Here is a 13,276-nt window from a genome sequence, read left to right as displayed (position 1 = left end):
AAGCCCGCATGAAATTCAAATGGGACGAATTTTTCGTAACTGGTGACCCATTAATTCTGGGCGCACAAGTTTCCATTGCGCTTTCAACCATTGCCATTATTTTTGTACTGACTTACTTCAAAAAGTGGAAATGGCTGTGGTCTGAATGGATAACTACTGTTGACCATAAAAAACTCGGAATCATGTATATTATAGCTGCTGTAATTATGTTATTCCGCGGCGGTGTCGACGGCCTGATGATGCGTGCCCAGCTAGCGCTTCCGAATAACAGTTTTTTAGACTCAAACCACTATAATGAAATTTTTACAACTCACGGTACAATCATGATCATCTTCATGGCGATGCCGTTCCTAATCGGTCTTATCAACGTTGTTGTACCTCTTCAAATCGGTGCTCGCGACGTAGCGTTTCCTTACTTGAACAACCTGAGCTTCTGGACGTTCTTCGTAGGGGCGATGCTTTTCAACATTTCTTTCGTGATCGGAGGTTCTCCGAACGCGGGCTGGACCAGTTACATGCCGCTTGCAAGTAACGAAATGAGCCCTGGACCGGGTGAAAACTACTACCTCCTCGGACTTCAGATTGCCGGTATCGGTACCCTGATGACAGGGATCAACTTTATGGTCACGATCTTAAAAATGAGAACAAAAGGCATGACATTAATGCGTATGCCAATGTTCACATGGACAACACTGATCACAATGGTTATTATCGTGTTTGCGTTCCCTGTGCTTACAGTAGCTTTAGCACTTTTATCATTTGATCGTTTGTTCGGCGCTCACTTTTTCACACTGGAAGCAGGCGGTATGCCGATGCTTTGGGCTAACTTGTTCTGGATTTGGGGACATCCTGAAGTATATATCGTTATTCTTCCGGCGTTCGGTATTTTCTCTGAGATTATCGCAAGCTTTGCGAGAAAACAATTGTTTGGTTACACAGCGATGGTCGGATCTATTATCGCCATCTCCGTATTGAGTTTCCTAGTTTGGACTCACCACTTCTTCACAATGGGGAACAGTGCGTCCGTTAACTCATTCTTCTCAATTACGACAATGGCCATCTCAATCCCGACCGGGGTCAAAATCTTTAACTGGCTCTTTACGATGTATAAAGGCCGAATCAGCTTTACAACGCCTATGCTGTGGGCGCTTGCGTTCATTCCTAACTTCGTAATCGGCGGGGTTACAGGGGTTATGCTTGCGATGGCAGCAGCGGATTATCAATACCATAATACGTACTTCCTTGTATCTCACTTCCACTATGTGCTGATCGCGGGTACTGTATTTGCTTGTTTCGCCGGATTTATTTTCTGGTATCCAAAAATGTTCGGCCACAAGCTGAACGAAAGAATCGGAAAATGGTTCTTCTGGATCTTTATGATCGGTTTCAATGTGTGTTTCTTCCCGCAATATTTCTTGGGGCTTCAAGGTATGCCTCGCCGTATTTACACATACGGACCGAATGACGGCTGGACAGCATTGAACTTTGTCTCAACTGTCGGAGCATTCATGATGGGTGTAGGGTTCTTAATCCTTTGCTATAACATCTACTACAGCTTCCGCTACTCTACTCGTGAAATCAGCGGAGATTCATGGGGTGTGGGACGTACGCTTGATTGGGCGACTTCTTCTGCGATTCCGCCGCATTACAACTTTGCGGTGCTTCCTGAAGTCAAATCTAAAGATGCATTCCATCAGATGAAAGAAGAAAAAACGGAGTTATACCCTGAAAGCAAATTCAAGAAAATCCATATGCCAAGCAACTCAGGCAGACCATTCTTTATGTCTGTTGCCTTCGGTATCGCCGGCTTTGGACTTGTCTTTGAATGGTACTGGATGGGCGTAGTCGGATTGATCGGCGTCCTGCTCTGCATGGTTCTGCGTTCATTCGAATACGACAACGGCTACTACATTAGTGTTGATGAAATAAAAGAGACGGAAAGAAAGATTTCCGAATAAGGAGGCGTGAGTTATGGAACATGCAGAACACGGCAATTCTAACGCGCCTATGGAATATCAATCTGAAACCGGCAGACTTAATATTCTCGGGTTTTGGATCTTTTTAGGGGCAGAAATTGTGTTGTTCTCAACACTATTTGCAACCTTCTTCGTTCTTCAAAACAGAACAGCAGGAGGTGTCTTACCGGACGAACTCTTTGAAGTCAATCTGGTAATGATTATGACGTTCTTGCTGCTTATCAGCAGCTTTACCTGCGGGATCGCTGTTCATGAAATGCGCCGCGGAAGTTTAAAAGGCGTAGTCATTTGGACAATTATCACTCTTCTTCTCGGTGCCGGCTTCGTCGGTTTTGAGATTACCGAGTTTGTCCACTATGTACATGAAGGAGCATCTCTCGGTACAAGTGCGTTCTGGTCTGGATTCTTTGTTTTACTTGGAACTCACGGAACTCACGTAACAATCGGTATTTTCTGGATTATAGGAATTCTGATTCAGTTGAAGAAACGCGGCCTAACTCCGCAAACTTCATCTAAAATCTTTATCTCAAGCTTATACTGGCACTTCTTAGATGTTGTATGGATTTTCATCTTTACAGGTGTCTATCTCATGGGATTGGGGGGTCTGTAAAATGGCAAACAAATCTGCTGAACACAGTCACTTTCCATGGAAGCACATTGTAGGTTTTGCACTGTCTATCATTTTGACCCTGCTGGCTCTATGGGTTGCAGTGTATACTGACCTGAGCTCATCAGCAAAACTTTGGATCATTTTCGGCTTTGCCTTCATCCAGGCGGCACTGCAGCTTCTCATGTTCATGCACATGACAGAGAGCGAAAACGGCACTATCCAAGTTGGAAACACGCTGTTCGGATTCTTTGGCGCGATCGTTATCGTACTTGGATCCATCTGGATTTTCGCGGCTCACTATCACCATGGTGACCATATGGACGGAAATCCTCCTGGAGGCACTGAACACTCAGAGCATTCAGGCCATCACGAATAAGCAAAAACCCTCTTCGTCAGAAGAGGGTTTTTTTGCTGTTTCAGCTGCTGCTTCGCTTTCTGCGAAGATACGGAAGACCGTAAATGATAAATGCGGCGATATGAGCGACAATGACATTGACGGCAAACAAGATAATCATGAGAGTGTGTCCTAGTGGAGAAAGGCTTTCAGTTGCGTAAAAGAAGAAGAATACCCACATTAAGATGATTGGCGGAATAGCTGAGAGTGCGACTTTTTTGTTATCAAGCCAAATAAAAAGAGGAGTTGCGCTGGCAACCAATAAATAAGCAAAAAACATGTCCATCATACCCGTCTCCTTTCATTTTGTGATAACGTTTACAAAAATGAAATAGAGGAACTGATTTGTGTCTGTTTTGTGGTCGTTTTTTGAACATTTTGTTACAATTATTATACCATGTTTTCCAGAAATTGATACACGTTTTTGCGGAAATGGTCTGGACCTATCGCCTTATTTTTTTAGATTCATTCGCTAGGAGAATGTATGGAACTTTCTTTTAAAACAAGGGGGATGTTGATGTACCAGATAATAAAGCTTGAAAGAGGAGACTGGCGGGAAGTGATCTATATGTCTGAATACGCTTTTCAGAAAGAACTCAAGGATGAGGAACGAGAAGAGAAAGTAAAGGCTTTAGAGAACCATTACGTCATTGGAATCAAAGAACAAGAGAAATTACTTTCTAAGCTTCACATCATTCCCTTTTCTGTCATGCTGGAGGAGCAGGAGATGAAGATGGGCGGTATTGCCGGAGTGGCAACCTGGCCTGAATACAGAAGAAAAGGAACAGTAAAGGAGCTGATTCTAAACGCTTTAACGGTCATGAAGAAAGAAAACCAAACCATCAGCTTTTTACATCCGTTCCTCATTTCTTTCTACCGCAAATTTGGGTGGGAGCTCTGTTTCTACCAAAAACGCCTGACGTATCTTAAAGAACAGTTGCAAAAGCTAGACCATGTTTCAGGATATGTAAGAAGGCTTCAAAAGGATGAAACAGATACAATGAATGCCATCTATAATCAGTACAGAACAAAGCATAACGGGCTGATGAAGCGTTCAAAGGAGCATTGGGCAGAGAAGGTCTCTGGATTGAAAGCTATTTATATCTCTGAAGATGGAAAGCCTTGTGGATATCTTGTGTATGACATCAAGAATAATAGGATGCGAGTTGAGGAATTTGTGTATTTGAACAGGGAGACACAGAGAGGCTTGTGGAATTTTATTTGCCAGCATGACTCGATGGTAAATGAAGTAGAACTGACTGTAAGGATGGAGGAAGATCTTGATTTTTTAACTGCCGAACCCCGTGTCAAACAGGAGATATATCCTTATAGTATGGCACGCATCGTAGACGTTGAGGGTTTTTTGCGGGAATATCCAAAACCTCGCATGACAGCACCCTTTGTCTTTAAGGTAACGGATCAATGGGCTCCATGGAATCAACAGACTTTCCGCGTCGATTCGGGCAAAGTACAGGTCATTTCGGAAGAGGTGTCTGACCATCTAATAGAATGCGATATAGCTTCTTTAACCGCTTTCTTCCTTGGCGCCAGAAGTGCCCGTTTTCTTTATGAAACAGGTATGATAAAAGGACCGGTTTCGGAAATCAAACGACTTGAAGATGTTTTTCAGTTAAAACCTCCATTTCTTATGGATTTCTTTTAACCCCCTATTTATATGGGGTTTTTTTATTTGAAAAGTTTAATATCAATCGAAACATTTCGGTTTATGATACGTCATATTTCGTGTAGCTGAAAAAGCGCCGTGTATGCGCGCAAAAAACATAAATGGAAGCGAGCTTCACGTGTCATCTTGAACGTGGTTCATGTATAATAAACATTAGTGATTTTCCGATGAAAATGTAAGGCGGGATAGAATGAGTCGATATAAGAAACAGCAAAACCCCTTTTACCAAGGGGATTTGATTTTTATATTTGGTGTGTTTTTTATCATTAGCGTTGTGGCGATTTATGCTGCCGGGCAATTTGGGCAGTATGGGGACGGTGCTTGGAAGAAACAAATTGTCTATTATATATTAGGTGCTATCGCGGTATTTGTATTGCTTTATTTCGATCTTGAGCAGTTAGAAAAACTTAGTTTGTATGTATTCTTATTCGGGATTCTGCTCTTATTGATATTAAGAGTGAGCCCTGAGTCAATTGCGCCTGAAAAAAATGGTGCAAAAAGTTGGTTTAAATTTGGTTCTGTTACGCTGCAGCCGTCAGAGTTTATGAAGATTGGTCTCATGATGGTGGTAGCCTCGGTAATTTCTAAGGCAAATCCTAAAAAAATCCGATCACTTACAGATGATGTTTATTTGTTATTAAAGATAGCGGGTGTTTCTGTAGTGCCAATCGGACTTATTCTTCTCCAGGATGCCGGTACTGCAGGGGTTTGCATGTTTATTGTGATTGTCATGGTTTTTATGTCTGGTATAAACTGGAAGTTGATTGCGATTGTTGGCGGTGCAGGTATTCTATTCATTACTCTTATATTATTAGTCATGATTAATTTCCCTGATGTCGCTAAATCAGTGGGGATTCAAGAGTATCAAATTAAGAGGGTTACCTCTTGGGTATCTGATTCAAATGGAACAACTCAAGAAGATGCAAATAGCGGCTGGCAGGTTGATCAGGCAGTTATGGCAATTGGTTCGGGTGGCATCATCGGAAATGGCGTTCATAATCTAAAGGTGTATGTACCAGAGGGACAGACCGATTTTATTTTTGCTATTTTAGGTGAGAGTTTCGGGTTTTTAGGTTGTGCTATTGTCGTCATCATGTTTTTCTTCTTGATCTACAGACTTGTCGTTCTCATTGATAAGATACATCCTTATAGCCGCTTCGCTTCTTTCTTTTGCGTGGGATATACGGCATTGATTGTCATTCACACTTTCCAGAATATCGGTATGAACATCGGCATTATGCCTGTTACTGGGATTCCGCTGCTGTTTGTTAGCTACGGGGGAAGCTCGACGCTTGCCACGCTAATCTGCTTCGGAATTGTGTATAACGCGAGTGTACAGCTGACGAAATACAGAAGTTATTTGTTTAATTCTTAAATATGCAGACAGCCTTGGCAGAGGCTGTCTTTTTTGTTGCAGAGCATTTTGCTTTTGAGTTCTCTTTTTTTCGGATATGATAAAAAATAGATAAGGAGGTTCTTGTGATGAATAACACAATCGAAACCATTTTGAATCATCGGTCGATCCGGTCTTTTACTGATCAGCTTTTGACAGCTGAAGAAATTGATACATTAGTGAAAAGTGCGCAGGCTGCGTCTACATCCAGCTATGTACAGGCGTATTCCATTATCGGTGTTTCCGATCCTGAGAAGAAACGTGAGCTGTCTGTGCTTGCAGGTCCGCAGCCTTACGTTGAGAAGAACGGGCACTTTTTTGTATTTTGCGCGGACTTGTATCGCCATCAAAAACTGGCTGAGGAAAAAGGCGAGAATATTTCTGAGCTGCTGGAAAATACGGAACTGTTTATGGTTAGTTTAATTGATGCTGCGCTTGCAGCTCAAAACATGAGCATTGCCGCAGAATCAATGGGACTAGGCATTTGTTATATTGGCGGCATTCGGAATGATCTGGACAAGGTGGCAGAGGTGCTGCAAACGCCTGACCATGTGCTTCCGCTTTTCGGGCTGGCAGTAGGCCATCCTGCGAACCTTTCCGGCAAAAAACCGAGATTGCCGAAGCAGGCTGTCTACCATGAGAATACGTACAATGTGAATACAGACGATTTCCGCGAATCCATGAATGCGTATGACAAAACGATTTCTGATTATTATAGAGATAGAACCAACGGACAGCGGGAAGAAACGTGGTCTGATCAAATTCTGAACTTTATGAAGCAGAAGCCGCGTACGTACTTAAATGACTATGTGAAAGAAAAAGGCTTTAATAAAAACTAAAGCAAACCTCTCCGCTTCGGAGGGGTTTTTATGTTTCACGTGTAACATATTCCGACAAATAGAGACATCCTATCACAAATAAATGGCGAATGATCGGGAGACACTGATAAGCGGTGTGAGCGGCTTTTGAGAAAAAATAAAGGATCAGTGATACGATGAGGATGAGGTGGTAGGGATGATTTCATTAAGTATATTAGATCAATCTCCAGTATCAGAGGGCAGCAGTGCAGAAACAGCCTTACAGCAAACCGTCAAGCTTGCGCAGGCTGCGGAGGATTTTGGATATAAGAGATTTTGGGTGTCTGAGCATCACTTTTCAAAGCGGTTGGCAGGGTCAAGCCCTGAGGTGCTGATCAGTCATATAGCGGCGAAAACGAAGCGAATCCGTGTGGGGTCAGGCGGTGTCATGCTGCCGCATTACAGCGCATATAAAGTTGCTGAGAATTTCCGTGTGCTAGAGGGGCTGACACCGGGGAGAATTGATCTCGGGCTTGGCAGAGCACCGGGGGGAATGCCGATTGCGTCATGGGCGCTGAATGACGGCGGGAAGCGCAATGCTGATCAGTATCCGCAGCAAATCAAGGAGCTGGCCATGTATTTGCATGATTTGGCGGATGACAAACATCGTTTTCCGAACCTGACGGCAGCGCCGCATATTTCCACCGCGCCGGATGTGTGGCTGCTCGGCTCATCCGGAGAAAGCGCGCTGCTTGCCGCTGAGACAGGCGCTGGCTATATGTTTGCCCACTTTATCAATGGAGAGGGCGGAGAGGATACGGTCAGACAGTATAAGAGACGATTTAAACCATCTGTGTTAGGTGATACGCCTCGTGCGGCAGTCGCTGTTTTTGTTCTTTGTGCTGACACAGAGGAAAAGGCAGAGGAGCTTGCGGCAGTGCTAGATTTCACGATTTTGGCGGGGGAGCAGGGCATCCCTTTAGAAGGAGTTCCTTCGTATGAAGCTGTCCGGGAAAATACGTATTCTCCGTATGAACAGAGACGAGTTGCTGAGAATCGAAATCGAATGATTGTCGGCACGAAAGAACAGGTGAAGGAGCAGCTGTTAGCTTTGAGTAAGGCGTATGGAACAGAGGAAATCATGGCGGTGACCATTACGCATCATTTTGAAGATAAGCTCCATTCTTATCGCCTGTTACAGGAAGCATTTGCGAATTAATCTGAAAAGCCCCGCCAATCGGCAGGGCTTCTTCTTATTCCACGGTAAAAGGTTCTTCAGTCAGAACCTGGCTTGATTTGCCTTTGTTCGCGGCATAGGCGAGCAGGTAATATTCTCCGGCCGGAAGCTTGGTTCCGCCATTGATCGTGCTGTCCCAGTCAAAGTACCGATAGCCCTTATCTTGATTTTTATAGATGCCGGCTTGGCCTGCAAAATCTAGGTTGCTGTCATAGACGAGGAACGCCAGCTCTTCTGCTCCCGCAGGAAGATAGGTTTCAATTTGATAGGTGCCTTGTACAGATCCTTCGCTGACGGAGACAGATGTTACTCTCGGATAATCCGGCTCTTTGACGATCAGCAATGTAGGCATCTTGGCGACGGTTTTCCCGCCTTCTCTGACGATGACCGTTCCTTCATAGGTGCCGGCTTTTGTTTTCTTTGTATTGACTTTTACTTTTGCAGTAGCTTTTCCGGTTTTATGGGCCGGAATCACAACACGGCTTGTGCCGGATGTGGAGATGCCGCTGCCGTTAAATGAGTATTCAAGCGTGTATGACTTTCTAATGGAAGATTGATTTTCAATCGTAAACGTTTCTTTTTTCGTCTCGTTTTTGTTTTCCTTTAAAAATGTGCCGTATGAATAGCTTCCAGGTGAGACAAGAGAGTCGGCTTTGATCGCGTTCATGATTCTCGCGCTGCCTGCGCCTTGGGCGTTGTGCGGGTACACTTCTCCGTCGCCGTCCTTTAAGGTGACAGCGGTATTCATGATGGCGGCTTTAATCTGTTCAACGCTCCATTTCGGTTTTGCTTGTTTGATAACGGCAACCGCTCCGGCAATATGAGGTGATGCCATGCTCGTTCCTTGTTTTGATCCGTAACCGTATGGGTTGTTGGGATCGTGTGTCGGGATGGTGCTGACGATATTGACGCCTGGTGCGGAAATATCAGGTTTAATCATCCATGTATCCATAACAGGGCCGCGGGAGGAGAAATCAGCGACTTGTTCACCGAGCGCTTTTGAGACCGTCAACTTGAATGTTGCTTTTGTTTCACCAGCTTTCATGGCGCTGACGAGTTTTTCACCGTCTTCTAATGACAGTTTAATCGTTGGCACAGACATGCCTGGCACGTCGGCTTCAATTTCTCCGGAGAGGTTGTTATACACAACCATGCCGATGGCGCCGGCTTTTTTCGCATTGTCCGCTTTTTCCACAAACGCAATGCTGCCCCGTTTGACAACGGCGACTTTGCCTGTCAGATCTTTTCCTTCAAAGTCCTTTTCTTCGCCGATTCCGGCTTCGACAAGTTCAACTTCTTTGTTATTGAGCGCTTTAACGTCATTCTCTTTGTCATAGCCCATCACTTTTGCTGAAGAGTAGGAGCCAAATGTGACGGCGTATTCATTGAGCGGCAGCTGAGTCGCGCCGACAGAAATCGCTTCTCTTGATGTGCCCGGTGATCCGACTGTCCAGCTGTTCGGTCCGCTGTTGCCGTTTGACGTGATCGCGACAACGCCTTCTGACATGGCCCAGTCAAGCGCTGTGCTTGTCGCCCAGTCCGGATTGTTTAAAGAGTTTCCGAGAGACAGGTTCATCACATCTGCTCCGTCCTGTACTGCACGTTCCACGCCGGCGATGACGTTTTCCGTTGTGCCGCTTCCGCCAGGGCCTAACACGCGATAAGCAAGAAGTGTGGCATCAGGGGCAACTCCTTTAATCGTTCCGTTTGCGGCCACAGTTCCGGCTACATGTGTTCCGTGGTCAGTGGCTCCGCCCCTTGGGTCGCCCGTAGGTGTTTCTTTTGGATCGTAATCATTGTCTACAAAATCGTATCCTTTATATTGTCCGAAGTTTTTCTTCAGATCAGGGTGATTGTATTCAACCCCGGTATCAATAATGGCTACCTTGACGCCTTTTCCTGTGTAGCCTAAATCCCATGCGTCGTTTGCTCCGATATACGGCGCGCTGTCATCCATTTGCGGAGATACGGCATCCTCGGAGATTGTGACGTCTTTATCCTTTAGATTGTCTGTTTGATATGTGACGTTCGGATATACGGCCTTTACGTCTTTTACCGCGAGAAGTTTTGGAATTTCATTAGCTGGAAGCTTCATAGAAAAGCCTGAGAATACCTGCTCATATTCCCGGTTTACTTTCCCGTTTTTCACCGCTTTAACGGCTTTGTTTTTTGCTTTGCTGCGAGCGGTTTTCAGCTTGCTTTTCGTTTGGCTTTCGCCCGCTTCCTTCGCCTCTGCCAAGGATTTTTCTTTTAACTCCACGATTACGGTTGTTTTTTTGCTTGTTGTCATATCGATATCACCGAATATCTCGGCTTTTTCCAGGTCAGCCGACGTTTTTGAAGCAGCTGGAGCTGCCTGTACGCCTGTCAAGCCTGTGGATAACGTGAAAAATAAAATGAAACTTAGTAGCAGAAAGCGAATGATCCCATTCTTCAATGTGTTTCCCCCTTTGTGTTTAAAAAAAATATGAAGATCTAGTATATATTTCTTGAAAATTCAAAAAAATCCTTGTACCATTTGAACCATTTATTGAATTTCTTTTGTGTATAAGGAAGGAGTTATACACAGAACCCTGTGTATAAGTGAATAAATCTGTGTATATATGTAGGTGGGAATATATGTTCCTATACAAAATATAGATGGCGATTGTGGACATGTGGATATCTATTGTGACTAAGTTGTTCTTAACTTTGGGATAACTTGTGTATAAAGTTTTTGAAGCGGTTCTCCAATTTTCATTTGATTTCTTTCAGCTTTCAACAAAACTTCTAAAAACTAGTTGGTTTTTTCACTCATATTGTGACAAAGAATTCTCTTTCCGCGGTCTATCATAGAGTCATGAGTTTTGCTAGAGCCGCTAGTTTGCGAGAAAAGAAATCGGCCGTCTTTTCCCGCGGGCTGCGGCTGAGAAAACGGGCTGCTAAAAAGGCTGCCTGCCAAAAAGAAGCGGAGGGATGTTTTTCTATGAAACGTTTGCTTGTATCTTTACGGGTGTGGATGGTCTTTTTGATGAACTGGGTGACGCCGGACAGAAAAACTGCGGCTGCTGCGGTCTATTCGGCTCAGCGTACATACCAAAGAAAAGCGGCGGTGCAGGCCGCAGGACTTGTTTCGTTTTATGAATGGCGGATGGCTGTGAATGACGAAGAAAAGCAGAAAGCGAAAGCCGCTGCGCTTTATAAAAGAAGGTGTTTGCAAGCCTTCAAGGAATCGCCAAAGCAGGAGAGAGCTGGACCGCACCTTTACATGGCGGTCAAAAGGAGGTAAAATCCCAGTCAAAAGCAAATTGGCGGGAGAGATAGCCTCTTGAAAATCTATAAAGTATTAAACAACAATGCGGCTTTAATAAAAGAGGATAATCAGGAAAAAATCGTGATGGGACCGGGAATCGCATTTCAAAAAAAGAAAAATGATCTCATCCCTATGAATAAAGTGGAAAAGATCTTTGTCGTGCACGACGAGAATGAAAAGTTTAAACAAATCCTGCAAACGCTGCCGGAGGAGCATATTGAAATTGCTGAGGATATCATCAGCTATGCGGAGGGGGAGCTCGCGGCGCCGTTGAGCGACCACATTCATATCGCGCTTTCTGACCACTTGTCCTTTGCGATCGAAAGGGTTCAAAATGGGCTGCTTGTGCAGAATAAACTGCTGCATGAGATAAAGGCGCTCTATAAAAAAGAATATGAGGTCGGCCTGTGGGCGGTCGGACACGTAAAAGAGACATTGGGCGTGTCTCTGCCTGAAGATGAAGCGGGTTATATTGCCCTTCACATCCATACGGCGAAGATGGATGCGGAGAGCATGTATTCAGCGCTGAAGCATACGACCATGATTAAAGAAATGATAGAGAAAATAGAAAACTACTTTAATCGAAAGGTGGATGAAAACAGCATTTCCTATCAACGCCTTGTCACGCATTTGCGATACGCGGTCAGCCGGTTGGAATCAAATGAAGCGCTCCATCATATGGATGAGGAGATGCTTTATTTCATCCAAAAAAAGTATTCATTTGCCTATCGATGTGCGCTGGAGCTGGCGGAGTTCTTGAAAAATGAATATCAATTACATTTGCCGGAGTCCGAGGCCGGCTATATCACGCTGCATGTCCAGCGTCTTCAAGATCTCTCGGAATAACCGCTTTGACTTGCAGAGAGTGATCTCTGGAAGTTTTTTTATTTATCGGGATTGAGCGTGTAGTACATCCAGCCCATCATCACTATTCCTGCGGTCAGATTTCCGAGCGTAACAGGAATTAAGTTTCTGACCGCTCCCATCAGTGTCACCGTATCAGGGTGCTCGATCAAAAGTGAGATGGCGAATGTGCACATATTGGCAATGCTGTGCTCAAAACCTGAAATAAAGAAGCAGAAAACAAAAAGCATCATGGTAAACAGCTTGGCTCCTTCTCCTTTGAGAGACATCGGAATGAAAAAGGCGAGGCACACAAGCCAATTGCACAGCATACCTCTGAAAAACAGTTCGGAAGCCGACGGCTCCATTTTGTGCTCTGCCAGATGAATCAAAAAGGAATGAACAGAAGCCTCCTCAAAAAGTCCTGTCGCGCTGATCAGAATAGCAAATAGGATGGCGCCAATTAAATTGCCGGCATAGCTTGTCATCCACAGGTACAGGGTGTCTCGCCAGCGAAGTTTTTTTCGGAGCGCGGTATAGGTGAAATAAAAGGTGTTGCCGGTAAATAAATCCCCGCCGCCGTAAGCAATCAGCAGAATAGCGGCTCCGAATGTGACAGCGGCTGCCGGAAAGGCAAACGGAGAATCAGCCATGAAGAAATAGCTGCCTGTTTTGCTTGCGGCTGTAATGCCGAAACCGATAAACATGCTGGCCAGAATGGATCTAAGCAAATAACGGAATTTGCTGGAAATAAATATATTTTGTTTTTTTAAAGCGTACTGTTCAACCTTTTGCAATGCATGAGTTTCCATGTTCTTTTCCTGCTTTCTATGATGATTGAGCATAGTATAGCATGATATTGTGAAGTATTTCACAATTAAATTTTACGAATTTATGACTAAATGTTTTATCAAACTTTTTAACTAAAAAACAGTTGACGAAAACGCTGTCATGATTTATGATGAAAGCGTATTCTCAGTCTGAATAAGCGGGATTGTGACTGGTAAAGCAGGCAAGACCTAAAATTTGCGTAGATGAAAAAGGATCGCT

The 13,276-nt window shown here is 44.3% G+C and carries 12 protein-coding genes; 9 read left to right on the top strand and 3 right to left on the bottom strand.

The genetic code is table 11. The features are described 5' to 3' along the window. Positions 1–8 precede the first annotated feature (8 nt). The 3 genes from qoxB to qoxD are packed head-to-tail and all read left to right on the top strand — an operon-like array spanning position 9 to position 2,962. Positions 9–1,958, top strand: a complete 1,950-nt coding sequence (gene qoxB, locus ACY3LV_RS01290) for a cytochrome aa3 quinol oxidase subunit I (protein WP_148963393.1) — start codon at positions 9–11, stop codon at positions 1,956–1,958. A 13-nt stretch (positions 1,959–1,971) separates the two neighbouring features. Further along, a complete protein-coding gene (gene qoxC, locus ACY3LV_RS01285; protein ID WP_010329034.1) occupies positions 1,972–2,586 on the top strand; it encodes a cytochrome aa3 quinol oxidase subunit III in 615 nt (204 codons plus the stop codon). Position 2,587: 1 nt separating this feature from the next. Then, the gene (gene qoxD, locus ACY3LV_RS01280; protein WP_148963394.1) at positions 2,588–2,962 is read left to right on the top strand and encodes a cytochrome aa3 quinol oxidase subunit IV; all 375 of its coding nucleotides are present in this window, start codon (positions 2,588–2,590) and stop codon (positions 2,960–2,962) included. 40 nt (positions 2,963–3,002) lie between these two features. On the opposite strand, the gene ywcE is transcribed toward qoxD, so the two are convergent. Beyond that, positions 3,003–3,269 (bottom strand): spore morphogenesis/germination protein YwcE, encoded by a 267-nt coding sequence (gene ywcE / locus ACY3LV_RS01275; RefSeq protein ID WP_081638379.1) that lies wholly within the window; start codon positions 3,267–3,269, stop codon positions 3,003–3,005. 228 nt (positions 3,270–3,497) lie between these two features. Here ywcE and ACY3LV_RS01270 point away from each other — a divergent pair, with 228 nt between their 5' ends. From ACY3LV_RS01270 to ACY3LV_RS01255, 4 genes are all read left to right on the top strand, one after another. After that, positions 3,498–4,643, top strand: a complete 1,146-nt coding sequence (locus tag ACY3LV_RS01270) for a GNAT family N-acetyltransferase (RefSeq protein WP_333561657.1) — start codon at positions 3,498–3,500, stop codon at positions 4,641–4,643. A gap of 211 nt (positions 4,644–4,854) precedes the next feature. Then, complete coding sequence (locus ACY3LV_RS01265; RefSeq protein WP_333561656.1) at positions 4,855–6,039, top strand: FtsW/RodA/SpoVE family cell cycle protein; 1,185 nt, start codon at positions 4,855–4,857, stop codon at positions 6,037–6,039. A 107-nt stretch (positions 6,040–6,146) separates the two neighbouring features. Beyond that, positions 6,147–6,896 carry an oxygen-insensitive NADPH nitroreductase gene (gene nfsA, locus ACY3LV_RS01260; RefSeq protein ID WP_333561655.1) on the top strand — a complete coding sequence of 250 codons (750 nt, stop codon included), beginning with the start codon at positions 6,147–6,149 and terminating at the stop codon, positions 6,894–6,896. Between the two features lie 175 nt (positions 6,897–7,071). Then, a complete protein-coding gene (locus ACY3LV_RS01255) occupies positions 7,072–8,073 on the top strand; it encodes an LLM class flavin-dependent oxidoreductase (protein WP_333561654.1) in 1,002 nt (333 codons plus the stop codon). A 34-nt stretch (positions 8,074–8,107) separates the two neighbouring features. Here ACY3LV_RS01255 and vpr read toward each other — a convergent pair whose 3' ends face one another. Continuing rightward, a complete protein-coding gene (gene vpr / locus ACY3LV_RS01250) occupies positions 8,108–10,528 on the bottom strand; it encodes a serine protease Vpr (protein WP_464863245.1) in 2,421 nt (806 codons plus the stop codon). A gap of 528 nt (positions 10,529–11,056) precedes the next feature. On the opposite strand from vpr, the gene ACY3LV_RS01245 reads away from it, so the two are divergent. Together ACY3LV_RS01245 and sacT are read left to right on the top strand one after the other, a co-directional pair. Beyond that, positions 11,057–11,359 (top strand): hypothetical protein, encoded by a 303-nt coding sequence (locus ACY3LV_RS01245; RefSeq protein WP_087992814.1) that lies wholly within the window; start codon positions 11,057–11,059, stop codon positions 11,357–11,359. A gap of 39 nt (positions 11,360–11,398) precedes the next feature. Then, positions 11,399–12,229, top strand: a complete 831-nt coding sequence (gene sacT / locus ACY3LV_RS01240) for a sac operon transcriptional antiterminator SacT (protein WP_464863244.1) — start codon at positions 11,399–11,401, stop codon at positions 12,227–12,229. A gap of 38 nt (positions 12,230–12,267) precedes the next feature. Here sacT and ACY3LV_RS01235 read toward each other — a convergent pair whose 3' ends face one another. Then, complete coding sequence (locus ACY3LV_RS01235) at positions 12,268–13,038, bottom strand: formate/nitrite transporter family protein (protein ID WP_464863243.1); 771 nt, start codon at positions 13,036–13,038, stop codon at positions 12,268–12,270. Between the last annotated feature and the right edge of the window lie 238 nt (positions 13,039–13,276).

The organism is Bacillus sp. 11C, assembly GCF_055486375.1.
The sequence above is the reverse complement of the archived record's forward strand: the minus strand, read 5'-3'. Positions and strand labels throughout refer to the sequence as shown.

Bases quoted from the DNA above. Each gene is read 5' to 3' on its own strand.
- ACY3LV_RS01270 (WP_333561657.1), top strand. From the start codon at position 3,498: ATGTACCAGATAATAAAGCTTGAAAGAGGAGACTGGCGGGAAGTGATC.
- ywcE (WP_081638379.1), bottom strand. From the start codon at position 3,269: ATGATGGACATGTTTTTTGCTTATTTATTGGTTGCCAGCGCAACTCCT.
- qoxC (WP_010329034.1), top strand. From the start codon at position 1,972: ATGGAACATGCAGAACACGGCAATTCTAACGCGCCTATGGAATATCAA.
- ACY3LV_RS01235 (WP_464863243.1), bottom strand. From the start codon at position 13,038: ATGGAAACTCATGCATTGCAAAAGGTTGAACAGTACGCTTTAAAAAAA.
- ACY3LV_RS01245 (WP_087992814.1), top strand. From the start codon at position 11,057: ATGAAACGTTTGCTTGTATCTTTACGGGTGTGGATGGTCTTTTTGATG.
- ACY3LV_RS01255 (WP_333561654.1), top strand. From the start codon at position 7,072: ATGATTTCATTAAGTATATTAGATCAATCTCCAGTATCAGAGGGCAGC.
- nfsA (WP_333561655.1), top strand. From the start codon at position 6,147: ATGAATAACACAATCGAAACCATTTTGAATCATCGGTCGATCCGGTCT.
- qoxB (WP_148963393.1), top strand. From the start codon at position 9: ATGAAATTCAAATGGGACGAATTTTTCGTAACTGGTGACCCATTAATT.
- ACY3LV_RS01265 (WP_333561656.1), top strand. From the start codon at position 4,855: ATGAGTCGATATAAGAAACAGCAAAACCCCTTTTACCAAGGGGATTTG.
- qoxD (WP_148963394.1), top strand. From the start codon at position 2,588: ATGGCAAACAAATCTGCTGAACACAGTCACTTTCCATGGAAGCACATT.